This window comes from Maridesulfovibrio sp. FT414 (genome assembly GCF_050916235.1).
GTDB lineage: Bacteria > Desulfobacterota > Desulfovibrionia > Desulfovibrionales > Desulfovibrionaceae > Maridesulfovibrio.
Genome location: NZ_CP104854.1, coordinates 2,266,372 through 2,288,430 on the forward strand (window position 1 = coordinate 2,266,372; position 22,059 = coordinate 2,288,430).

A 22,059-nucleotide genomic window follows, 5' to 3' on the forward strand; every position below is an offset into this window, starting at 1 on the left:
GGTAACTCCTGTGTTTTAGTATTCTTTAGCTACGTGTGAAGGTTGGGATTCGTTTGAGTGTTTGCGCTTCAGTTTTCTGAAGATGGACAACACCCATACAAAGAATACCGGAGCGTAGAGAATCCCCAGAACCGTGGCGCTGAGCATACCGCCGATTACGCCGGTTCCGATGGCCCGCTGGCTTGCGGCCCCGGCACCTGTTGCCACGGCAAGGGGGACAACCCCGAGAATGAAGGCCATGGAGGTCATGACAATCGGCCTGAAGCGCAGCCTTGCACTGCGGGTGGCGGCTTCAATCAGGCTGCAGCCCTCGTCGTGGAACTGTTTGGCAACTTCGACGATGAGAATTGCGTTCTTTGCGGCAAGACCGATGATGGTGATCAGTCCTACCTTGAAGTAAACACCGTTTGTCATGCCCATCAGCGAGACAGCCGCAACAGCGCCGAGTACGCCCAGAGGGACAATGAGCATGACCGAGAAGGGGATGGACCAGCTTTCATAAAGTGCCACCAGCAGCAGGAATACAACAATCAGGGCGAGGGTGAAGAGTTTGGAGGCCTGCGCTCCGGCCAGTTTTTCCTGATAGGACAGCCCTGTCCATTCGTAGCCTATGCCGGAGGGAAGGTCCTGCATGATTTTTTCAAGCTCGGCCATGACTTCACCCGAGCTGAACCCGGGGGCCGGGGAACCGGTAATCTTGAATGCGTTGTATCCGTTGTAGCGCACGATCTGGACCGGCGCTGTCTCCCATTTGGTGTGGATCAGCGAGGTCAGGGGAACCTGATCGCCGTGAGAGTTGGGAACATAGACGTTGTTTAAGCTTTCCGGGTTTTTGCGGCTTTCCGCACTGGCCTGCACTACTACACGCTGTACCCTGCCGGAGTTTACGAAGTCGGTGACCATTTTGGAGCCGTAGGTGCTGGTCAGGGCGGTTTTGATGTCCGAGAAGCTGACCCCGAGGGTCTCTGCCTTTTCGCGGTCTATCTCCAGCTTGAGCTGGGGGGCATCGGGAAGTCCGTCCAGACGTGCGTAGGCAATTACCGGGGACTGGTTGGCCCTGGACAGGACCATGCCCATTGCCTGGGCAAACTTGGCCCGGCTGAGCCCGCCGCGATTCTGGAGGCGAAGTTCGAAACCGCCGGTATTCCCCAGTCCGTCAATGGGAGCCGGGTTGACCGCGAAGACCTTGCCGTCCATGTTCTGCGACAGAACCCGGTTGGCCATGCCCACTTCCGCTGCTGCGGATTCAGCCTCGCTGCGTTCAGACCAGTCCTTCAGCCGGGGAATAGCCAGTGCGGCGTTCTCCCCCTGCCCGGAAAAGCTGAAGCCGATAACGGTGATCAGGCTTAAACCGGCCGGGCGTGAACCGAAGTATTTTTCCAGATTTTCAACAACGTTGAGGGTTCGGGAATAGGTCGCTCCCGGAGGCAGCTGGACGCTGGCAAAGTAGTTGCCGAGGTCCTCGGAGGGAACGAACGATTCGGGCAGACGGGTGAAGCTGTATCCGAGGACTCCGAGGAGCAGCACGTATACGAGCATGCAGATGCCTGCCCGCTTGACCAGTGAACCTGTAACACGTTCGTAGCGGCTGCCGACCCTGTCAAAGGCGCGGTTGAACAGGCCGAAGAATCCCCGTTTGGTTCCGTGATGTCCTTTGGCTACCGGTTTGAGGAGGGTGGCGCAAAGGGCGGGGGTCATGGTCAGGGCCAGAAATCCGGAGATAAGGATGGATACGGCCACGGAGACCGCAAACTGGCGGTAGATGACACCTACTGAACCGCTCATGAAGGCCAGCGGCAGAAATACCGCGGAAAGGACCAGGGTGATGCCTACAACGGCTCCTGAAATCTGCCCCATGGCCTTGATGGTGGCTTCGCGTGGGGGAAGTCCTTCCTCTGCCATGATGCGTTCAACGTTTTCAACTACCACGATGGCGTCATCAACAAGGATGCCGATGGCCAGAACCATCCCGAACATGGTCATCATGTTGATCGAGAAGCCGAGTGCAGCCATTACTGCAAATGCGCCGAGCACGCAGACCGGGACGACAATACTGGGGATCAGCGTGTAGCGGAAATCCTGCAGGAAGAGGAACATGACCAGAAATACGAGCAGTACCGCTTCCAAAAGCGTGTGCAGCACTTTCTCGATGGCGACTTCAACAAACTTCGAGGTGTTCAGGGGGATGGCGATTTCAATGTCCGACGGCAATGTTTTGGAAAGCTCGTCCAGACGGGCCTGGACCCTTTCAACCGTGCCCAGTGCGTTGGCGCCCGGAGCCAGCTGAATTGCCGCCGCAGCCGTGGGGATACCGTCCAGACGTGCGACTTTGTCGTACGATTCTGGGCCGATTTCAATCCTAGCGACATCGGACAGGTGTACTGTGGAGCCGTCAAGGGCGGCGTGGAGCAGGATTTTGCCGAACTCTTCCGGGGATTCCAGCAGACCCTGCACCTTGAAGGTCGCGGTGAGCTGCTGATCGGACTCCACGGGGCGTCCGCCGAATTTACCTGCGGCAACCTGAACGTTCTGGTCATCCAGAGCTTTGTTCACATCGGCAATGGAAAGACCGTAGCTGAGCAGCTTCTGGGGATCGACCCAGATGCGCATGGCGCTTTCCGCAGCAAAGAAGCGCAGGGTTCCCACACCGTCAACACGGCGTATCTCGTTGTTGAGGTTGCGGGCCATGATGTCGGCGAGGCGCTGCGGGTCATTGCTCTCGCTACCCTCTTTGTATTTGAGGGAATAGATCATCAGGAAGCCGGCGTTGGCCTGCTCAATATCGATGCCCATGTCGCGTACAGTTTCAGGGAGGCGGGATTCAGCCCTTTTCACCCTGTTCTGGACATCAACCTGAGCCAGGTCCGGGTCGGTCCCGGGGTTGAAGGTTACGGTTATATCCGCAGAACCAGAGGAGCTGCTGGTGGACTCATAATAGAGCAGCCCCTTGGCTCCGTTGAGTTCTTCCTCAATGAGGCTGACTGCGGAGTCATTGATATCAGTTGCTGAAGCACCGGGGTAGGAGATCGAGATGCGGATCTGCGGCGGTGCGACCTGCGGATATTTTTCCACTGCCATGTTGGGTATGGCCAGTATACCCGCAATGGATATGAACAAGGCCACAACCCAGGCAAAGTTGGGTCGGTCGATGAAAAATTTGGACATGATTGTATCTCCGCCTTGTTTTACGGCTTGGTCTGAACTGTTCCGGCCATGGCTACGGGCGTATTTTCGGGCTTTTTCACGTTAACGGTCATGCCGTCACGGACTTTGTCCACACCGCTGATGACCAGCTGCTCTCCGATGATCAGGCCGTCCTTGATCTGCCAGAGCCCGCCCTGCATGCGTCCGGTCTTAACCTGTCGGGAGTGGACGATGTTCTGGGCATCGACGACGAAGACCTGTGCCGATCCGTCTCCGCCGATGGTCACGGCTTTCTGGGGAACGAATATGGCTTCCATTCCCTCGCCGAGCTCAATCTTGATCCTGACGAACATTCCCGGGAGGAGCATTCCGTCTGTGTTGGGGAATTCACAGCGCAGGGAGACCTGCCCGGTTTCCTGATCAACAGTAACATCCGAGAAGAGGAGCTTGCCTTTTGTGGTGTAGTCTACGTTTTCAAGCGAGAGTTCCACATCTGCTTTGCCTTTGCTGCGCATGGCCTCGTTCATGTTGGCCTTGAACCTGAGGTATTCTGAAACCGGCTGGTTGATGTCCGCGTAAATGGGGTCAAGCTGCTGGATTGTTGCCAGATGTGTGGCTTCGTTCTTGCCCACCAGAGCCCCTTCGGTAACCAGTGCCTTGCCGATACGCCCGGAGATGGGGGCGGTCACGGTTGCATAGCTGAGGTTGAGGTCCATGCTCCTGACTGCTGCTTCCGCGGCGTTTCTGGTGGCCACGGCCGCCTTGTAGTTGTTCAGCGCGGTATCATATTCCTGCTGGCTGATGGATTTTGTCTTGATCAGTTTGGCATAGCGGTCCGAAGTGGTTTTCAGGTCGATCATGCTGGTTTCGGCCTTGGCGAGGTCGGCCTTGGCCTGTGCAAGGGAAGCCTGGTACATGGCAGGATCAATATGGAAGAGGGGCTGGCCCTTTTCCACATGGCTTCCTTCCGTGAAATCACGGCTGAGGATTATACCGGCCACGCGGGCACGGACCTGCGCGATTCTGCGGGCGGAGATTCGTCCGGGCAGTTCTGCCGTTTCATAGGAAAGGATTGTCTTGACCTGTTCAACCTCTACCTGCACCGGTCTTGATGTCGGGGCGGCTGCCTGAGCAGGAGCGTCGTTTTTGCATCCGGTGCATCCGAAAGCCAGTGCAATTACGACTATTGCAGCACTTACGGTGTTCTGAATTTTTATTGAATTAAGCATATGTACTCCTGCAGCATCTGCTGCTGATTGAATGAGTCCGGGAAGAGCCCGGAGCGTGATTTCAAATAATCTATGGAAGTACATTAGCAGCGGGGTGGGTTAAAAAGAGGTTAACCGGGGAGAGGGAAACTGTTTTTTGTCAGGGGAAGGCCCTTCAGCAAAAGAAATGTGCACCCCGTCACTGGCGGGGTGCACATTTAAATTCGGACAAGTAAATGAGCCCTTTTATTTTCGTCCGGTGGAACTGCGGAGTTAAGCCAGTTTGCCGCCGAGTTTTTTCATGTCTTCAAGATACTGCGGGGAGCGGTCCAGATAGAAGGCAAGGGCTTTGGCAAAGTCCTTGCCCACCAGCCCGTCCACAAAGACCTGACTTATTTCCCTGTGGCGTTTCAGTATCAGTTGTGAACGGTAGAAGATCAGCCACTCCTCACGGGACATGTCCTGCAGGATGATGTACAGGGCCTTGCGCGACCGCGGCTGGTAGAACCAGAAGTACATGAGGTCAAGCGCATTGACGATGATCTGTTTTTCAAGCTCGGCAGCTTCCTTGCTCAGGGTCATCATCATGATTTTAGGGGTCTGAAGCATCTCAAGCACGTCTTCTTCCGGAAACATGAGGTCCAACCTTGAGAATACGGAAAATAGCTGTGATATCTTCGTCTTGTATCCGGTCAGTCTTGCCCGGACGTTGGTCTGTCTGTCTGCAAGACCTTCGATGAATGCCGCAACGCAGTCGGAGGCGAATTTGGAGATAATGGCCGCCCATTTCTGCAGTGCGCCGGTGACGTCCGGGATACCGGCCATACCCAGCGCCGCCCCGATAAGTCCGCTCAGGAGAATGGCGACAGGGATGGCGAGTATGGACCTGAAGAAGTTCCCGATGGTCGCCCCCCTTGGCAGTCCCCTTATTGCGTTATGGCTGGAGAGATAAATGCCGTTGGCCAGCCCCATGACGGAATAGAGCACTATCGGGCTGGTGGCGGTTGTCACTCCGAAGGTATGGTCCAGCAGCAGTGTCTTGACCAGATAATCCAGCAGCGGCACGGAAAAACCGGTATACAGCAGGGAATCCGAAATCCGGCTCCAGCTTACAAGGGAGTTCCACGGCAGCAGCGGGGATCTGCGCAGACCGCCCCCGCCGAGGACCGACTGGATGATGTTGCGCGAGCCGGTAATGCCGAACCAGATTACCGCGCCGAAATACTGGAGCAGCCACCAGTCCTTGGTCAGGCAAAAGGTCAGGAAGGCGGGGATGAATCCCAGCAGGACCTTCGCGGTATTCTTGATGTTTGTGTTCAGGTATTTCCAGGGCTTGTCCAGAACCTCGCCGTTATCTTTTCGTTTTTCGGAAACCGTGTGGTCCATATGCTTGAGGCCGCCCAGAGTCCCGATGTTGCCCGGCTTGCAGGCATGAATCTCAAATGCGTCCAGACTCCATTCCACCCAGCGTTCAGCTTCGGGTTTCCTGCTGAATATCCGGATCAGAACGCCTTTTTTCAGTCCTTCCCGGCTGTGGACGCTTTTGGTCATCATTGCACTTGCCGGGATCAGGGTGCGGTCTTCGCCCGCAAGTTTGTGGAAGAACGGTTTGCGTCCCCGGGCAGGGAGTGTCTCCAGAACCACGAAACCCATTCCGTGGCTCTGCTCTGCCTGTCCGGTGGAGCCTGAGCCTATTCTGGAGCGCAGGCTGCGCTTGCTGTAACTGGTGTGGAATGTCTCAAGATCGGAGAGAATATCAATCAGTTCCGGCTTCCTGATCTGCATGTCCCGGAGTTTCGCCCCCAAAATGGCGGACTCTTCGTCTTCGGGCGGCAGGGCAGCAATCCTTTTCTTTAACTGCGAAAGCTGTTCATCGTGATCGTAGATGATTTCCCGGATGGAATTTTTCAGGCTTATGACGCTGTCGTCATTCAATGCCTTCTGCAATCTGCCTATAAGGCGGTAATGCTCTTCACGTCCGCTCAACTGCCTCTGCATGCGGATGGACCCGTCGCCGATGCAGCTCTTCCCATGAATAGTCCGGCAGGCATCCTTCAGGTTGTACGCTTCGATGTGGGTGATCATTCCCCCGCCGACATAGAGCAGCTCAAGGGTATCCTGAGCGGTGAGGTTGGTCAGGTTCAGCGTGAATTTGGATCCGGGATGAATGGTCAGCAGCCTGGTGAGCAGTTCGTTTATGCCGAATTGCAGCAGTTTCGGCAGATCTGCATCCCCGTTGGGTTCCGATGGATCATGGATTTCCGGGTTCTTTTCCGGGGCAAGGAAATCGGCAATTATCGATTTCACATTGACCCTGCCGATCATCTTTTCCTGTTCAGCTGAAAGCGGCTGTGTTCCGGCTTCAGGGCTTTTCCCGGCTTGCTCAGTCAACTTGTTGTGAATGAACCGTGCCAGATGGAGGATGGAGGGCTGGCCTGTGCCCACGAACATGAGAAATTCATTCCTGTCCAGCGGGGTCAGGTTCAGTCCAAGTGCGGAGTTCAGATCATGTCGATGTCTGTCGTTGAACTCGCTCAGAACGTCGAAGACGTACTTCTGCTGGTAGCGGGAGACTTCCCTCCCTTCTTCAAGGAGTTCAATTACCCGGTCCTTTTCAAGAAATTTAAGGTAGGAAGAGCTGTCGGCAAGGACGTCCGGCTCCCATGTGAAGCGCACGTACTTGTTCCTGAACCGGGCTGAAAGCTCAATTCCGACCCGCACCTGCACATCCAGGATGCTGCCGGCTTCCAGCAGTTCTTCAATCACCTGCGGGCGCACATAGTTGTAGTAGACAACTGTAAGCTTCCTGATCCCCTTGATCCATGCATCCATGATCAGGTGGGTGGGGGATTTGCGACCCTTGGTATTGGCGTCGTGTACGTGGTCGTCGAAGGCGTACTGGTTCCATTCCTCCGGCATTTCGATCAGGTGGTATTTGGCCAGCTCTTTCCTGATGGTAAGGGGATTTCCGGCTGAAACCATGCGGAAATCGTGCGCCAGTTTCAGTCTGCGCAGTTCGCTGTTTTCAGGCCGGACCAGTTCCTTCATGATCTGCAGAAGAACCCGGGCGGTATTTTTGCGGTAGTAGGCCGAAGAGGAGAGGAACACGTCGTCGCGAAGTGAGCGCAGTGCCTTGAGTCGGTCTCGGGCCATGCCTTTTTCAAAGCTGCCGAGCAGGCGGATGACAGCATAGGCAATTCTGAGGCCCTGCGGTGCAGCCATCTCCTTTATTCCTTGGGGATGCATGTGCTCGACCAGCAGGGAGTGGAATACCCGGGATCTAGGTCCGCGGTTCATTACATCGTCGACGATCTGCAGGAGCTGGTAGTCGCGCTTGTCAAAAAAGAGGGAAGATATTCTGGTCATGCTGAAGGAAAGGCACGGGGGCGGCAGAAGCCTGAAGCCCGTGCCTGCCCTTCTGCCGGTTATGATTTATGAGCTTTCATTACGCTGACGGCATCGGCGTAAAAATCGGTGAATATTCCGTCAACCCCCATGATGGCAAGGTTTTTCCATTCATGCGGCTGGTTTGCAGTGTAAACGAAGACCGCAAGGCCCCGTGCATGAGCCTTTTCGATGAATTCAGGCGAAACCGTACGATACCACAGGTTTACCGATGTCGCCTTCATCGTGCAGGCCTTTTCCAGCAGTTCATCGGTATAGTACCGGCCGTCCAGACAGGCTTTGATCTCACTGGCAAGTATCTGCTTCAGTTCTATATCTGCACACTTTTCGTCGAGGAGCGCAAGGTTTTCCTCAAGGGAAGGAAATCTGGGCAGCATGTAGTCTTCGTTGCCGTATGCGAAAATCACCGGGAAATAGCGCTTGGCGTCCGGACCGGTTCTTTCCAGCAGAAGATTTCTGCGGATGGCTCCGTCCAGCAGGGCTATCTTTGCCTCGGGGCAGACTTCACGGAAACTTTCCAGTTCCTTCCAGTTGAAGGAGCTGGTCAGTATATCGGACATGCACAGTTTTCCGGCGGCAACGTACTCGTTGAAGAGTTCCCCGGCCTGTGTGCCGGTGTTGTTGCCCTTGAGTTCCATGTGGATGGCAGGGCGGCTTTCCGGCGTGCAGGAGGCGAAAAAGTCGAAGACCTCGGGTAGAAAGGGTATGCGGTCCCTGCCCTGTTCCGGGTTTCCGGCATAAAGGCTCTTCAGGGTTGCGGAGTCGGTGTTTGAAACTTCTCCCTTGCCCGTGGAGACCTCTTCAAGGTCGAGGTTGTGAACAACCACCAGCTCGCCGTCGGCGCAACGCTGCACATCGAATTCAATGGCCCGGACGCCTTCGGAGGTGACCTTGTCAAAAGCTCGGAGGGTATTCTGGTTAAAGCCGGGATATTTGCACCCGCGATGACCGATAAGCATCATTACAGCAGTCTCCATCAGATGAGGTTGGGAAGGAACATGACCACAGCGGGCATGTAGGTCACAATGAGCAGTACAACGAGCAGAGCCAGAATGAACGGCCAGATTTCACGCACGAACTCGCCTACCGTAGAGCCGGTGATGGCGCAGGTCGTGAACATCATGGACCCGAAGGGCGGCGTTATGCCCCCGATCATGATGTTTACGATCATGATCAGGCCGAAGTGGATCAGGTCGATATTCATGCCCTTGACCAGCGGAACCAGCAGCGGGGCAACGATGATGAGCAGTGCGCCGCCTTCAAGGAACATGCCAAGAAAAAGGAGCAGCATGTTGATTACCACAAGGATCATCCAGGGCGAGTCGGATATGGCCAGGATGCTCTTGGTCAGCTGATGGGGAATCCTTTCCCAGCTCATGTACTGGCCGAAAACAGAAGCCGCGATGATGATCAGCATGACCGAACTGGTACCCAGCAGGGTGTTCTTCATGATGATGGGGAAGTGTTCCCAGCGCAGCTGCTTGTAGAGGAATGCTCCGATGATGACGCAGAAAAGGACGGCCATGGCTCCAGCTTCGGTGGGGGTGAAAACCCCGAAGCGTATACCGGCGATTATGCCCAGCGGCAGCAGCAGGCCCCAGATGGATTCCCGCATCTGTTTGAGTATTTCCCTGCCGGAAGCCATTTTTTCCCGCGAGGGCTTGTAGTCCCTTTTCTTGGCGATGAAATGCACTGTGAGCATCAGGGCAAGACACATGAGAATGCCCGGAGTGTAGCCGCCGACAAACATTTTTGCCACTGAGACCTGTGCGATGAGTGCGTAGATGATCAGGTTGATCCCCGGAGGAATAACCGGGGCGATGGCTGAGGACGCAGCGGTGATCGCCGTGGAAAACGGGGTGCTGTAGCCGCGTTTGGTCATCTGCGGGACCAGTATTTTCGACTGCATGGCCGCATCGGCGTTGGCCGAGCCGGAAATTCCGCCCATCAGGGTCGAGAGCAGGACGTTTACCTGAGCCAGTCCGCCACGGAGATGTCCGGTCAGCACGTCAGCCATCTTCATGAGGCTGGCACTGATTCCTGAGAAGTTCATGATTTCTCCGGCCATGATGAAGAAAGGAATGGCCAGCAGAGGAAAGGAAGCGGTGGAAGTGATGAACTTCTGCAGGATCAGGTCCGGCGGTGTTCCCACATCGCCGAAAGTGAAATATGCAAGGCCCGCCGCAAGCAGGGCGAAGGCAATGGGGATGCTGGTGAAATAGAGAGCCATTACAATGACTACGGGAAATGTGATCATGATGTCCTCCCCCTTACCCGGCCTGTCTGCCGAAAAGTTTGCGCAGGTCGCCATACAGGAATCCAAGGGCATACACGGCCATGAGGGTGAAACCGACTGTCAGTGCCAGGTTTACATAGATGGCGGGAATGTCGAGGACCGGCGTGCGTTTGAGCTTGTTGGCCTGAATGAAAAGAATGCTGAGATAAACGATGTACCCGTTGATGATGAACATTGAAGCGTCGATTATCACCGCGATGAAATCCTTCCATGCCCGGGGACCTATCTGGGTCAGAAAGTCGATGCCGATATGCATTTTGTAACGGTATGCTGCGGCCGAACCGACGAAAACGCTCCAGATGAAGGCGGATGTGGCGACCTCCTCGGCCCAGAAAAGGCCGCTCTGAAAAAGATAACGGAGCCCGACATTGACGATGACGACCAGCACGGTAATGCAGAGAAAGAACCCGCTGACAATAAGGTCGAAATTCCTGAAAAGTAATTTGGATGCTTCAGACATTGTTCACCACCAGGGCGGTGCGCGGAAGACGTGCTTCCGCGCACCGTACTGTTTTGTTTATCTCATTGCGTCGAGTTCAGTGAAGATCGACTGGAAAACGCCGGGGGTCATTCCGGGCTGTTCGGCATAAAGGGGTTTGAGGGCTGCGCGGAAAGCATCGCCGTCAACTTCGTTGAATTTCACGCCGTAGGACTCGAGTTCCTTGACCACGCCGCCATGCTGGGACTTGAGCAGTTCCACCATGTGGTTGGCGCCTTTGGTGAATTCTTCCTGAATGATGACCTGATATTTTTCGGGAATGTCGTTCCAGACCTTGGTGGAGATGTACACGCCGCAGGTACCGAGAATGTGGCGGGTGTTGGCTACGTTCTTGGTCGGTCCTTCGTACACCTTGGTTCCGATGTTGGTGAATTCGGAGCCTTCGAGGCCGTCAACCACGCCCTGCTGGACTGCGGAAAGGGTCTCGCCCCAGGGCAGGGGAGTTGCAACCGCGCCCATTGCGGTCAGGGTGTCGATATAGGATTTGGAGCCGGGAGTACGGATCTTCATGCCCTTGAGGTCTTCAGGGGTCTTGATGACTTTCTGGGTGATCAGGTTACGGAAACCGTAGATGTAGTCGAGAGCGAGGATCTTGATGCCCTGTTCTTCGGCTTTGGCTTTCATGTCTGCCACCAGCTTGCCCTGGGTCAGCTTAACATACTCGTCGAAGCTGCGATAAAGCATGGGGGCGTACAGAGCCTTGAAGTCGGGAACATAGTCGCCGATGAAGGAGGGGTCCTCTACGGAAATAAATTTTGCGCCGCGTACAACCTGCTCAACGCCTTCCTTGTAGGCGGGCAGCTGTGCCTGCGGGAAAGTCTGGATATTGATTGCACCGTTGGTTCTTTCAGAAATGGACTCGGCCACAGCATCCATGGATTTGGAAAGCTGTTCGGCGGGGCTGAAGACGTGACTCAGTTTGAGGGTCAGCTTGTAGTCGTCAGCCATGCACTGGGTGCCGATGGACAGGACCAGAACTGCTCCTGCGCAAAGGACGGAAAGGGTTTTTTTGAAGTTCATTCTCTTCTTCCTCCTAAAGTTGTTTTGCCTTGCGTATATGGTTGCTGCAACAATTCCAGCAGCCCTTTTGCTACAGACTCTCCCCGGTCTCTCCGGAACGGTCCTTTTGCCCGGCGGCAGTTGTTGATTCGCGGACTACAAGCTTTGTCTCCATCATGTGCTGCACCGGTCTGGAGGGAGACTCCATGATCTGCAGCAGGAGTTCGCAGGCTCTGCGGCCCATATCATAGGCCGGCTGGCGAACGGTGGTCAGGGCCGGAACCATGTAGGAGGCTGTCGGCATATCGTCGAAGCCTACAATGGAAAGGTCTTCGGGCAGGCTCAGACCGGCCTCCCTCGCTCCTTTGATTGCCCCGAGGGCGATGTAGTCGTTGGAACAGAAAACCGCAGTCGGCGGGGATGGCAGTTCAAGGAGCTTCCTGATCGAGTCCCGTCCTCCGGCAAGGGAGTACTCCGTCTGGACAAGCAGGTCTCCGTCATAGGGAATTCCGTTGTCCTTCAGACAGCGTCTGTAACCGTGCCAGCGGTGGTAACCCCTGTCGGTCACGGCAAAGCTGCCCGCGATCATTCCGATCCTCCTGTGCCCGAGTGACACGAGGTGCTCCGTGGCCACGTAGCCGCCACGGTAGTTGTCCACGCCCACGGCCGAGATGGGGCCGCCCTTGACCGTGCTGAAAAGAAGCACGAAGGGAACCCCTTCATTTACGAGAGTCCTGATGATCTCGCCCTTGGGATTGGTTGTGGTGATGATGAGACCGTCCACCTGACTTTCCCGCAGTGCCTTGATCAGGCTTTCCTCCTGGGAGTACTTGTAGGAAGTGTTGCCTAGAATGACCTTTATGTTCTTTTCGTCGGCATATTCCTGTACGCCCATGGTGGACTCTGCGAAAACGGGGTTGTTGATGTTCGGGATGATGAGCCCGATGGTGTTGGATCTCTTGGTGACGAATCCACGTGCGAGGGCGTTGTATTTGTAGTTGCACATCTCCATTGCCCGGAGAACTTTCTTCCGGGTCTCTTCACGCACGGTTTCAGGGGAATTGATCACCCTCGACACTGTGGCGGTCGATACCTGCGCTAGTCGTGCAACATCAAGAATAGTACTCATTTACAACCTCGCCATGTAAACGTTTACATTCCGTATCAGTCTGCGTTAAATGGTGTCAACAATTTTGTGTAAATATGTTTTAACTTACAGTATTTAAAGATTAAATTAAGGTATAAAAATTTATATCCTACAGCTTGATGTGACGAATATCTTTCGATAGTGTCACAGCAATGTAAACATATACATTACGAATGAGGATTGCGGATGAGCAGGAGCAGGTTGAACAGGCTGAGCAGTACGGTTCAGCGGATCGGATATTGCGGCATGCATGCAGATATGGTGCGTACTTCCGAAGGGACAGTACGGGTCGGCAGTATGCCCGATATCGCAAAATTCATTACGGAGCACGGTTTTCGGGAAGAGACGGTCGTGGTGCCCGGCTGGGAGGTTTCCATGGCAGGGGATAACCGCACCGGTGAGGAATTCGTGCTCTGGCAGGCCCAGATCAGGGGCGGCATCCTGAAGCAGTATGTCGGGCTGCGGAAGGACATTGAAGCTGTTCACCGCCACCTTGAGCGTATTTTTCCCTATTTTTTTGATGACGCGAATCTATCCATTGTCCGCAAGCCGTGGCTGGAAAAGTGGTTTAATCCGAATGTTGCGGAGCCCGTCTATGAGAACGGAAACGTTGAAATCCGTTGCGAATCAGGCAATGTGCTGATTTCTGACAGGGGAAGGGTTGTGTATGACCGTAACGGGCTGGCTGCCTCCGCAAGCCCTGACGAGGATATTGAGGCCCTGCTGGAAACTGTGTCCAGAGATGATGCCGCGCGGGAGCAGCTCGAAATCATTCCCGTCGGCTGCGGCAACGGGGTGTTTGGAACCGTGGCAAACACCATTGTGAGGTTCGGCAGGGAGGTCGTCTGGATTGACCCTTGCGGCTATCCGGCTCATTCTCTTGCGCGCCACAACATCCACTGGGATGACGTCACCCATTTTCTGTTCACCCATAACCATGAAGACCATGTTCAGGGATTTACAGCCTGTCTCCGGCGTGCCCGAAAGTACCACCGTAAATTGAAACTTGTGATGGCGGACACAGCTTTCCGGGTTCTTGCGGATCTGTATGCACCTCTGTTCCCTGACCTGCATGATCATGTTGAGCTCCACACCATGCAGCCGGGAAAAGAACTGCAGCTTGGCTCCCTGCGTATTGAGAGTCGCTGGAATCACCACATCCTGCCCTACGGAACAATCGGGCTCAGGATTTCCGGCGGGGGAAGGTGCTTCGGCTACTCCGGGGACACCAAGTACGATGAAAGGATCAACAGTATCCTGAATCGCGAGGAGTTGAAGGCGGAGTGGTTTTCAGGGTGCGATCTTGTTTTCCATGAAATAGAGTTTGATAACCCTGACAGTGTGCATTCGCACTGGAAGCAGGTCGAATCCCTGCAGCAGAAAGTAGACGGCAGGGTACTCGGATACCATACCCCGTTTCTGGAAAACAGTCCGTTTCCGCTGGCTCATGAAGGGCTCCGTTATATCCTTGATTAATGGGTTGAGGCCTCTGTTTTTGCGCATCTGGCATCACGCCATTTTTGAACAGCCTGTGTATTTGATTCTTTCAACAGGCTGTTGTCTGTACAGCTTCTCCCCAAATTATCGGGTTAAAGAAAATATTCCGGTTTTTTGGGAGTGCCGAAAAGATTGTGCAGCCGTTCCCGGGCATCCTTGACCGGTCCGTCTTTCATGGTTCTGGCCTGTTGCGGGCATTGCTTGAGGCAGGCGCAGCAGGTGATGCATTTGACCTGATCTGTCAACGAGCTGTCCTGCCTGTCGATGGCTCCTGCGGGGCATGCTTCCGCACACAGTCCGCATTGTACGCAATTCTCGTTTACAGCAATGAAATCCACGTTCCAGAGTTCGGTTGTGCCCCGGTATGGGAATTTTCCTGGAACATGCAGCTCGGTGAAATCCGAGGAGTCTTTTGCAGCATCAAGTTTCTGCCGGATGGCGGCCCCGAAACTGGCGGCATGGCTAAGGTCCTCAGAGTCCGGGCGACCATGCGCCGTAGGAATCTGCGGGGTGGAGAATGAGTGTTCGCCTATGTAGGCCGCACCGGCAACAGGTACACAGCCCCGTTCAGTGACCATGTTTTTCAGTTCCAGCAGGGCGTCATCGTAGACCCGGTTCCCGTAAACCACGACGCAAACTGCCGGGGTCCCGTCCGCCTTTATTTCGTTCAACCATCTGTTCAGGAGCCCCGGTACCCTGCCCATGTACACGGGAACGCCGATTACAAGCAGTTCATCTTTTGCAACGGTCAGTTTGCCCTGCCGGGATTCCGGGCTGGTGATGTCCAGTGTTTCCACTTCGCCAAGACCTGTGCCGTGTGCGATTCCCCTGAGTACCTTTTCGGTGGTGCCGGTGGGTGAGAAAAATACCAGTTTTGCTGATGTGATGTTCATGTTTGGCTTCGTTTATGGTTCTGAAATTTGCTGCGATAAAATCGTTACGGAACGTAACGTATCAAAACTTGCCAAAACGTGTCAACCATGGCAGAAAGGATAGCAGAAAAGCGCATAGGAGTGAGTAATGACAAGGGCTAAAGCGGGCCGCCCGAGAAGTGAGAAATCACAGCAGGCTGTACTGGATGCCGTCTGCGAGCTGCTGGATGAAGGCGGGGGAGCGGCGTTGTCCATAGAGGGCATTGCAAAGCGTGCCGGTGTGGGCAAGCCTACAATTTACCGCTGGTGGCCTTCTTTGGCAGATATTGTGCTGGAGGCACTCCTGAAACAGGCGGATGCAAGAATATCAATTCCCGTTGCCGGTTCCGGGCAGGAGAGACTGCGTTCTCTGCTGCGTAAGTCGATGATCTCCATTGCGGAAGGAAGCGGAGTTCATCTGCGTTTCCTCATGGCTGAAGCACAGAAAGACGAAGGTTTTCGGCAGCGATTCAGGGAGCATTTTGTGGAACAGAGGCGCGGTGTACTGCGCTCGGTTATAGAGCAGGTGCAGGGCAGCGGGAAGAATGCCTCCGGGCAGTCTTCCGACCTGCTTGTAGATATGGTTTTCGGGGCCATGTGGTACCGCTTATTGACAGGACATGGTCCGCTCAATGAGAAATTTGCGGACGAGCTCACAGAATTGGTCCTGAAACTGGCTGATTGATATGTATTTCGTATTTGGGCGGTTTGCGGGAATGTGGCAGCAACCCCATCAAGAAGAGGAGGCATAAATGCCGATAATCAGAGTTGAGATGTTTGAAGGAAGAAGCGTTGACCAGAAGCGGGAACTGGTGGAAGTTATTTCCAGAGAGACAGCACGGATCATCGGTTGCGGTGTGGAATCCGTTTATGTGGTCATCGAGGATGTAAAAAAGGAAAACTGGGGTGCCGGCGGACAGCTGTGTTCTGATAAATACCCTGATCCGGCCTAGCAGGCTGTTGAAAAATGGGCTCTGCGTCGTTGCGTCAGAAAGTTAAAATCCTCGTGTACGGGAAGTTCGCTTCGACCTTGAACTTTTTCGCGGATAGCATCTCACCTTTTTTGAACAGCCTGTGCTTTTGATTTTTCAACGGGCTGCTACCGCCGGAAGCGAAATTAAATCATCGTAAGAAGCGCGAAGCGCATCAAAATAAAACAAAAATGACACCAGCAATCAGATTAGCAAAGAAGAGCAAGATAAAGTTTTCAGTCCACGAATACGAGCATGACCCTTCTGCCGAGGCTTACGGAAAGGAAGCTGCGGAAAAGCTCGGGGTAGACCCGGCGCGTGTTTTCAAGACCCTTGTAGCCGCAAGCGGAAAGGACCTGTATGTTGCGGTTGTTCCGGTTATGAAGATGCTTGACCTCAAGCTGCTGGCCAAGGCCGTCGGAGTAAAGAAGGCCGCCATGGCAGATGTGAAGATTGTGGAGAAAACCACTGGATATGTTGTGGGCGGTGTAAGTCCTTTGGGCCAGAAAAAGTTGCTTAAGACAGTCGTGGATTCATCTGCCGAAGGCTTTGAAACCATTTATGTGAGCGGGGGACGCCGGGGACTGGATATTGAGCTTTCCCCGCACGATCTTGTTGCCCTGCTCAAGGGCAGTTTTACCGAGCTCGCCAGATAATTCCTTTCCCCCAATTCGTCGGATCGCCCTCCTTCTGCATACGGCGATTTTAAGCTGGCAAGTTTTGAAAAATTCCGGGACACCGTCAGGCTGTCCCGGTTTTTCATATCCTGACCTCAGAATATATAACGTTAGTAAATAACAAGGCTGTCTTTATATAGATAGTATCGATTGGAAGTATCGTAAATGTTTATATAAAAGCAACTGATTGAAAGATAATGATAATGTGGTCGGTCAGGACAGCCGGTTATTCTGCAGCAGCGTCGAATTAGAGGAAAGATGGAGTGAGTAATCAGTGGAAACTTTAGCAGTTCGATTTGCACCGGGGCAGGATATTCTTGTTGAGCTTGAACGGGTAGTGCAGGAACAGGGGATTGAGGCCGCCTGTGTCCTTACCTGTGTGGGGAGTCTTACCCGTGCGGTGCTGCGGTTTGCCAATAAGGGCGAGGCCACTGAGCTGGAGGGGCATTTCGAGATAGTCTCCCTTACCGGAGTTCTGTCAGTTCACGGTTCCCATTTTCACATATCCATCGCGGACGGGGAAGGCAGAACCATTGGTGCCCATCTTCTTCCGGGGAGCAGGGTGTACACAACGGCGGAGATAGTTCTTGCCGTTATGCCCGAATACAGATTTTTGAGAACGTTCGATCCGCAGACCGGGTATCCTGAGCTGGAAGTTCAATCTTTAACCAGAAGGAAGGAATAGTCTTATGGGTTTCATTGGGGATGTTAAAAAAGATTTCACTACGTTCACCTGGGTGCTGATCGCAGTCGCTATTGTGTTGAACATTGCGGTCGGGCAGCTTGTTTCCATGCTTAAGCTCCCTATTTTTCTTGATTCCATCGGCACTGTGCTGGTGGCCGTGCTTGCCGGTCCATGGGCCGGTGGAATTGCCGGGCTTTTCACCAACCTGATCTGGGGCGTTATCTCCTCTCCGGTCGCGGCGGCTTTTGCTCCGGTGGCAATGGTGATCGGTATTGCTGCCGGTTTCTGCGCCCGTTACGGGATGTTTAAAAATTTGTGGCTCGCAATCGCTGCCGGTCTTGTCATCACCGTTTTCAACTCCGTGGTTGCTGTGCCCATCCGTCTGTACATGTTCGGCGGCATAACCGGCAGCGGCGCTGATTTCGCCATGGCCTACCTGCTGGCCCTTGGAAAGGATCTGTTCGGTTCGGTAGTTGTGACCGTGTTTACCTCCAACGTTATAGATAAGGTTGTGACCGCCGTGCTGGTCTGGGGGCTGATAAAGACCCTGCCGGAACGTATTCACGCCCGTTTTCCGCTTCTGGCGTCCGCTGAGTCCTGATCCTCATCCATATTAACGCAACTTCCGGAGCAGTTTCTTGCAGTCAGGTGCGATCTCTCTTTATGTGAGCGGCACATCCAGGCTTCACCACCTCCACCCCCTGAGCAAGCTGACTTATGTCCTGCTTGCGGGGGTGGCGGTTTATTGTGCTCCCGGGGGAATCTGGCCGGATGCGGTTCTTTTTGCGGTGAACCTGCTGCTGGCAGCAGCTGCCGGAGTGTCCGGGCGCGTCTGGAAGTTTTCATGGCGCACACTGCTCCCGCTGGCAATGTTCATGATTCCGATTCACGGGATGTTATACCCGTCAAACCAGACTCCACTTGCTTCGTATAATGGAGTGACTCTGTATGCCGAAGGGCTGCTCTTTGCCGGAAGCACGCTCCTGCAGTTGGGGGCAATACTCACTGCATCACTTCTTTTTGTATTCACAACCCATCCTGCTGATTTCATAACCTCCCTGACGCAGGCCGGGTGCTCTTCTTCGCTGGCCTATGTGCTGGGCAGCCCTTTGCTGATGCTTCCGGCAATGCGGGCGCGCACGGCGGTCATCAAGGATGCCCAGCGGGCTAGGGGGCTAGACTCCCATGGTTCGTTCCTGAGCCGGGCCCGTTCCGTGGCCCCTCTGATTGCCCCGCTGGTACTCGGCGCTTTTGCTGAAATAGAGCAGCGTGCCATTGCCCTGGAGTTGCGGGGATTCAATTCCGGGCGGGCCAAGACCTCTCTCAGGGTTGTCCGAGATTCGGCTAGGGAGAAGTTTGTGCGTAGGCTGATGCTTTCCCTTTGCTTGCTCCTTATCATTTACAAGACGGTGCTGCTGATCCATGCCGCTTATTGAAATCGACAATTTTTCATATTCATACCCCGGTGCTGTGCGTCCGGCGCTGAAAGATCTTTCTCTGAGGGTGCGTAAAGGTGAGTTTGTCGCCGTCATCGGGGCGAACAATTCCGGCAAGTCCTCCCTTTGCTATGCTCTGACCGGGGTGATCCCCCAGCTCTTTCACGGCAAGGCGCAGGGTTCTGTCCGGGTCTGCGGCAACAGCTCTGCCGATCTTTCGCTTGCGGAGCTGGCCTTGTCGGTTGCCTTTGTCATGCAGAAACCGGCTAATCAGCTTTGCGGCGTGCGGTTTACTGTTGCGGAGGAAGTTGCTTTCAGCCTGGAGAATCAGGGCGTTCCACGGGATGATATTCTCCGGCGGGTGAACAGTGCTTTGAGCATGACCGGATTGTCTGATCTGGCCGGACGTTCTCCGCACCATCTTTCCGGGGGGCAGTTGCAGCGGGTTGCCATTGCTTCTGCTCTGGTCTGCGACGCTCCGGTGCTTGTTCTGGATGAGCCGACCACATACCTCGACCCGAAAGGTGTGCAGGATGTTTTCGAGATTCTGAGCCGGTTGAAAGAAGATGGGCGGACCATTGTGCTGGCTGAACAGCGGTTGGAAAGTATTGCCGAACATGCCGATCGGGTTCTGGCTCTGCATGAAGGTGCTATCGTTATGGACGGTACGCCCGATGAAGTTCTCTCCGCCCCTTTGTTGAAGGATATCGGGCTGGACTGGACCCGCTACACGCGTGTTTCGGAGCTTGCCCTGAAAAATTGTCTCTGGCGCAATGGGTGCGGGCTGGCCACAACTTTTACGCAAACCGTCCGTGGTCTGGACAGGGGTTGAGCAATGGCTGCGGGTATTGAAGTACAAAATTTAAGCTTCAGCTATGAGTCGGGCACGCAGGCCCTTACAGATGTATCCTTCAATATCGGTCCGGGGGAGACGGTTGCCCTGCTGGGGCATAACGGGTCCGGTAAAAGTACGCTGGTCAGGCATTTCAACGGTCTGTTGCTGCCTGAGCAGGGGGAAGTGAAAATAAACGGTATTTCAACGGCTGGCAAAAGTGTTGCCTCCCTTGCCGCACAGGTAGGTTTGCTTTTCCAGAATCCTGACGATCAGATCTGCAAAAGTTCGGTCTGGGAGGAAGTTACCTTCGGGCCACGTAATCTGGGTTATCCTGAAGAACTGATACAGGAGCTGGGGGAAGGGCAACTAGCCTCATTCGGACTTCTGGAGATGCGGAAACGAAATCCGCATGACCTTGGGGACAGTGAACGCAAGAGGTTGGCGATAGCTTCTGTGCTGGCCATGGATACCGGAATTACTGTTCTGGATGAACCAACCGCAGGATTGGACCCGCAGGAGACAGCCATGCTCTCCAAAGCCCTGCAAAGTCTGCAGGCCGCCGGAAAGACGGTGATCATAATCAGCCATGATATGGATTTTGTTGCAGAGAATTCCAGCCGGGCTTTGTGTCTGCAAGATGGCCGCTTGTGCTTTGACGGAAGCACGGTTGATCTTTTCAACGGCCCGGCCCAGCTTGATCTGTGCGGGCTTCTTCCGCCGCAGGTTGTCAGGCTCAGCAGCCATTTCGGTCTTAATCTTTCCGAGCTGACTCCTCAAGGATTCATAAGCAGGCTGCTGGGGTCTTGAGAAGTCTCCGGCGGGGTAGCCGAAGGCATCATAAGCAGACTGACTGCTTTGGGCACAGTGCAACTTCTCTACTTTTCGACTTTGACCTTTACTTCAGCTTCGGCAAACTCAGCTTTTGCGGCTTTCTTTTGTGATTTGTTTCCTTTCAGCACGGTCAGCCCGCGGGTTGTTGTCCCCAGTTCCGAACTTTTTCCTTCAATTACGAGCAGGTCTCCGGATCGCTGGCCCTGATAGCCGTTCATGGGGCTGGTTGAGGTATATAGGATCAGTTTTTCTTCGCCCAGCGGCGGGGTTATCTGCAGGGTGAAGCTGTCGTTGTGTCCGGGGATTTCATAGACTGCCCCGCCTTCGTAGTATTTTGTCCGGTCGGAGGGTGTAACCTCTATGAGTGTTCCTTCGGCATCCTTGTAGACGGCTCTGGCATAGAAGGGCTTGTTGCCTCGGAAATAGAATTTCATCTGGTCACCGAGTTTGTAGACGTCCTTGTCGGTCCAGAGTTCGACAGTAAGCGGAGCACGGGGGTTGTCGACTGACTTGCTCTGGATTCCCTTGGTCGGGCCGTCCTCGGCGGGGATTATTTCTGCGCGGATTCTGATTTTGTAGCACTGGTCGGGATAACCGCTCTTGTCTTTTGATTCCACCCAGCTGTTTTCCAATTCCTTGAGAACCTTGACCGTGGCTCTGGAATAGACGTCGATGAGATCCTTGCTGACCTTGCCTTTGTCCACGCTGGTCTCGCGTGAGACATAGGTGCTGACCTGCTCTGTGGCAGAGCGCTTGGCATCGTCGATTGCGAGCTGTCGCACCTGAGTGCGGGTACGGTCCAGGCCGAGGCAGGCCATGCCTTCAGCTTCAATGAGTACGGATGATTTTGAGGTCTGCCTGTTGCCCTGCGCAAAGGCGGGGACGGCGAGCAGCAGAGCGAGGATGACGAGCAGAGTCCTTAAAGAAAGCTGTTTCATTGTTTTTTGACCCCGTCATATTTGTCGATCAGGCTTTCTACAAGGTCACCCAGCCCCCCGGACCTGAGCGGGAGCCTGAGGCAGACTTCCGCGTTTCCGGTTTCCGGGTTGTACTGTTCGCCGCAGACCGAAGAAAACTTTACATATCCGCTGGCTTTGGCCTCAATGATGTCTCCCTGCACCTTGCCTTCCTTGATCAGGGTGTTGCGCTCAACTTCCACGCCTTCGATGATTTCCACCAGCCTTGCCTGTGCAACAGAACGGGCTGCCAGCAGTGCCATTGATTTGGATTCTCCGCTGCCGCGTCCGACCACCTGAAAATAACCTTTGTAGAACGCATCGTTCTTATCGGAAATTTCAGTGAAAGTATTTTTGAATTCAGGATCGGCAGGGGCTGTGTTTTTCTTGCAGCCGGGCAGGAGCATTATCAGCAGCAGGGCGGGAAGCAGGAAGCGGATGATTTTCATGGCTTGTCCTTTGTTTGGTTGTAATAGCGGCAGTGGAAACGGAAAATAAGGTGGGGTTCAAGTTAGTACAGCAGGATTGAATTTGCAATCAGGTCGCGTTGAATGTGCGCATG

The 22,059-nt window shown here is 54.3% G+C and carries 20 protein-coding genes; 9 read left to right on the forward strand and 11 right to left on the reverse strand.

Annotated features, from left to right (window positions below; translation table 11 throughout):
* Positions 1–15 precede the first annotated feature (15 nt).
* The 8 genes from N7E73_RS10055 to N7E73_RS10090 form a co-directional block, all read right to left on the reverse strand.
* A complete protein-coding gene (locus N7E73_RS10055) occupies positions 16–3,165 on the reverse strand; it encodes a multidrug efflux RND transporter permease subunit (RefSeq protein WP_432734548.1) in 3,150 nt (1,049 codons plus the stop codon).
* A 20-nt stretch (positions 3,166–3,185) separates the two neighbouring features.
* Positions 3,186–4,373 (reverse strand): efflux RND transporter periplasmic adaptor subunit, encoded by a 1,188-nt coding sequence (locus tag N7E73_RS10060; protein WP_432734549.1) that lies wholly within the window; start codon positions 4,371–4,373, stop codon positions 3,186–3,188.
* Between the two features lie 252 nt (positions 4,374–4,625).
* Positions 4,626–7,718 carry a hypothetical protein gene (locus N7E73_RS10065; protein ID WP_432734550.1) on the reverse strand — a complete coding sequence of 1,031 codons (3,093 nt, stop codon included), beginning with the start codon at positions 7,716–7,718 and terminating at the stop codon, positions 4,626–4,628.
* Between the two features lie 59 nt (positions 7,719–7,777).
* Entirely contained in the window at positions 7,778–8,719 is a 942-nt protein-coding gene (locus N7E73_RS10070; RefSeq protein ID WP_432734551.1) for a glycerophosphodiester phosphodiesterase, read from the reverse strand.
* A 14-nt stretch (positions 8,720–8,733) separates the two neighbouring features.
* Positions 8,734–10,014, reverse strand: a complete 1,281-nt coding sequence (locus tag N7E73_RS10075; RefSeq protein WP_432734552.1) for a TRAP transporter large permease — start codon at positions 10,012–10,014, stop codon at positions 8,734–8,736.
* 13 nt (positions 10,015–10,027) lie between these two features.
* Positions 10,028–10,513, reverse strand: coding sequence for a TRAP transporter small permease (locus tag N7E73_RS10080; protein WP_432734553.1), 486 nt, complete (start codon positions 10,511–10,513; stop codon positions 10,028–10,030).
* A 57-nt stretch (positions 10,514–10,570) separates the two neighbouring features.
* Positions 10,571–11,572 (reverse strand): C4-dicarboxylate TRAP transporter substrate-binding protein, encoded by a 1,002-nt coding sequence (locus N7E73_RS10085; protein ID WP_432734555.1) that lies wholly within the window; start codon positions 11,570–11,572, stop codon positions 10,571–10,573.
* 70 nt (positions 11,573–11,642) lie between these two features.
* Positions 11,643–12,680, reverse strand: a complete 1,038-nt coding sequence (locus tag N7E73_RS10090; protein ID WP_432734556.1) for a LacI family DNA-binding transcriptional regulator — start codon at positions 12,678–12,680, stop codon at positions 11,643–11,645.
* 204 nt (positions 12,681–12,884) lie between these two features.
* Between N7E73_RS10090 and N7E73_RS10095 the strand changes: the two genes are divergently transcribed.
* A complete protein-coding gene (locus tag N7E73_RS10095; protein WP_432734557.1) occupies positions 12,885–14,174 on the forward strand; it encodes an MBL fold metallo-hydrolase in 1,290 nt (429 codons plus the stop codon).
* 113 nt (positions 14,175–14,287) lie between these two features.
* On the opposite strand, the gene N7E73_RS10100 is transcribed toward N7E73_RS10095, so the two are convergent.
* Positions 14,288–15,088 (reverse strand): EFR1 family ferrodoxin, encoded by an 801-nt coding sequence (locus N7E73_RS10100; protein WP_432734558.1) that lies wholly within the window; start codon positions 15,086–15,088, stop codon positions 14,288–14,290.
* A 127-nt stretch (positions 15,089–15,215) separates the two neighbouring features.
* On the opposite strand from N7E73_RS10100, the gene N7E73_RS10105 reads away from it, so the two are divergent.
* The 8 genes from N7E73_RS10105 (at position 15,216) to N7E73_RS10140 (ending at position 20,517) form a co-directional block, all read left to right on the forward strand.
* Positions 15,216–15,791, forward strand: coding sequence for a TetR/AcrR family transcriptional regulator (locus N7E73_RS10105; protein WP_432734559.1), 576 nt, complete (start codon positions 15,216–15,218; stop codon positions 15,789–15,791).
* A 67-nt stretch (positions 15,792–15,858) separates the two neighbouring features.
* Positions 15,859–16,059 (forward strand): 4-oxalocrotonate tautomerase, encoded by a 201-nt coding sequence (locus tag N7E73_RS10110; RefSeq protein ID WP_432734560.1) that lies wholly within the window; start codon positions 15,859–15,861, stop codon positions 16,057–16,059.
* Between the two features lie 209 nt (positions 16,060–16,268).
* Positions 16,269–16,733: a Cys-tRNA(Pro) deacylase gene (gene ybaK / locus N7E73_RS10115; RefSeq protein ID WP_432734561.1), complete on the forward strand. Its 465-nt coding sequence runs from the start codon at positions 16,269–16,271 to the stop codon at positions 16,731–16,733.
* A gap of 295 nt (positions 16,734–17,028) precedes the next feature.
* Positions 17,029–17,439 (forward strand): PPC domain-containing DNA-binding protein, encoded by a 411-nt coding sequence (locus N7E73_RS10120; protein WP_432734563.1) that lies wholly within the window; start codon positions 17,029–17,031, stop codon positions 17,437–17,439.
* Positions 17,440–17,443: 4 nt separating this feature from the next.
* The gene (locus tag N7E73_RS10125; protein ID WP_432734565.1) at positions 17,444–18,040 is read left to right on the forward strand and encodes an ECF transporter S component; all 597 of its coding nucleotides are present in this window, start codon (positions 17,444–17,446) and stop codon (positions 18,038–18,040) included.
* A 37-nt stretch (positions 18,041–18,077) separates the two neighbouring features.
* Positions 18,078–18,875, forward strand: a complete 798-nt coding sequence (locus tag N7E73_RS10130; RefSeq protein ID WP_432734566.1) for an energy-coupling factor transporter transmembrane component T family protein — start codon at positions 18,078–18,080, stop codon at positions 18,873–18,875.
* The gene (locus N7E73_RS10135; RefSeq protein WP_432734568.1) at positions 18,862–19,707 is read left to right on the forward strand and encodes an energy-coupling factor ABC transporter ATP-binding protein; all 846 of its coding nucleotides are present in this window, start codon (positions 18,862–18,864) and stop codon (positions 19,705–19,707) included. The genes N7E73_RS10130 and N7E73_RS10135 overlap by 14 nt, the downstream gene beginning before the upstream one ends.
* 3 nt (positions 19,708–19,710) lie before the next feature.
* Positions 19,711–20,517: an energy-coupling factor ABC transporter ATP-binding protein gene (locus N7E73_RS10140; RefSeq protein ID WP_432734569.1), complete on the forward strand. Its 807-nt coding sequence runs from the start codon at positions 19,711–19,713 to the stop codon at positions 20,515–20,517.
* Between the two features lie 68 nt (positions 20,518–20,585).
* Here N7E73_RS10140 and N7E73_RS10145 read toward each other — a convergent pair whose 3' ends face one another.
* Together N7E73_RS10145 and N7E73_RS10150 are read right to left on the reverse strand one after the other, a co-directional pair.
* Complete coding sequence (locus N7E73_RS10145) at positions 20,586–21,479, reverse strand: DUF4384 domain-containing protein (protein ID WP_432734570.1); 894 nt, start codon at positions 21,477–21,479, stop codon at positions 20,586–20,588.
* Positions 21,476–21,946, reverse strand: coding sequence for a hypothetical protein (locus N7E73_RS10150; RefSeq protein ID WP_432734571.1), 471 nt, complete (start codon positions 21,944–21,946; stop codon positions 21,476–21,478). The genes N7E73_RS10145 and N7E73_RS10150 overlap by 4 nt, the downstream gene beginning before the upstream one ends.
* Positions 21,947–22,059: the final 113 nt, after the last annotated feature.

Excerpts from the sequence above, each read along its gene's own strand:
- N7E73_RS10055 (WP_432734548.1), bottom strand. The coding sequence starts at position 3,165 with ATGTCCAAATTTTTCATCGACCGACCCAACTTTGCCTGGGTTGTGGCC.
- N7E73_RS10060 (WP_432734549.1), bottom strand. The coding sequence starts at position 4,373 with ATGCTTAATTCAATAAAAATTCAGAACACCGTAAGTGCTGCAATAGTC.
- N7E73_RS10065 (WP_432734550.1), bottom strand. The coding sequence starts at position 7,718 with ATGACCAGAATATCTTCCCTCTTTTTTGACAAGCGCGACTACCAGCTC.
- N7E73_RS10070 (WP_432734551.1), bottom strand. The coding sequence starts at position 8,719 with ATGATGCTTATCGGTCATCGCGGGTGCAAATATCCCGGCTTTAACCAG.
- N7E73_RS10075 (WP_432734552.1), bottom strand. The coding sequence starts at position 10,014 with ATGATCACATTTCCCGTAGTCATTGTAATGGCTCTCTATTTCACCAGC.
- N7E73_RS10080 (WP_432734553.1), bottom strand. The coding sequence starts at position 10,513 with ATGTCTGAAGCATCCAAATTACTTTTCAGGAATTTCGACCTTATTGTC.
- N7E73_RS10085 (WP_432734555.1), bottom strand. The coding sequence starts at position 11,572 with ATGAACTTCAAAAAAACCCTTTCCGTCCTTTGCGCAGGAGCAGTTCTG.
- N7E73_RS10090 (WP_432734556.1), bottom strand. The coding sequence starts at position 12,680 with ATGAGTACTATTCTTGATGTTGCACGACTAGCGCAGGTATCGACCGCC.
- N7E73_RS10095 (WP_432734557.1), top strand. The coding sequence starts at position 12,885 with ATGAGCAGGAGCAGGTTGAACAGGCTGAGCAGTACGGTTCAGCGGATC.
- N7E73_RS10100 (WP_432734558.1), bottom strand. The coding sequence starts at position 15,088 with ATGAACATCACATCAGCAAAACTGGTATTTTTCTCACCCACCGGCACC.
- N7E73_RS10105 (WP_432734559.1), top strand. The coding sequence starts at position 15,216 with ATGACAAGGGCTAAAGCGGGCCGCCCGAGAAGTGAGAAATCACAGCAG.
- N7E73_RS10110 (WP_432734560.1), top strand. The coding sequence starts at position 15,859 with ATGCCGATAATCAGAGTTGAGATGTTTGAAGGAAGAAGCGTTGACCAG.
- ybaK (WP_432734561.1), top strand. The coding sequence starts at position 16,269 with ATGACACCAGCAATCAGATTAGCAAAGAAGAGCAAGATAAAGTTTTCA.
- N7E73_RS10125 (WP_432734565.1), top strand. The coding sequence starts at position 17,444 with ATGGGTTTCATTGGGGATGTTAAAAAAGATTTCACTACGTTCACCTGG.
- N7E73_RS10135 (WP_432734568.1), top strand. The coding sequence starts at position 18,862 with ATGCCGCTTATTGAAATCGACAATTTTTCATATTCATACCCCGGTGCT.
- N7E73_RS10140 (WP_432734569.1), top strand. The coding sequence starts at position 19,711 with ATGGCTGCGGGTATTGAAGTACAAAATTTAAGCTTCAGCTATGAGTCG.
- N7E73_RS10145 (WP_432734570.1), bottom strand. The coding sequence starts at position 21,479 with ATGAAACAGCTTTCTTTAAGGACTCTGCTCGTCATCCTCGCTCTGCTG.
- N7E73_RS10150 (WP_432734571.1), bottom strand. The coding sequence starts at position 21,946 with ATGAAAATCATCCGCTTCCTGCTTCCCGCCCTGCTGCTGATAATGCTC.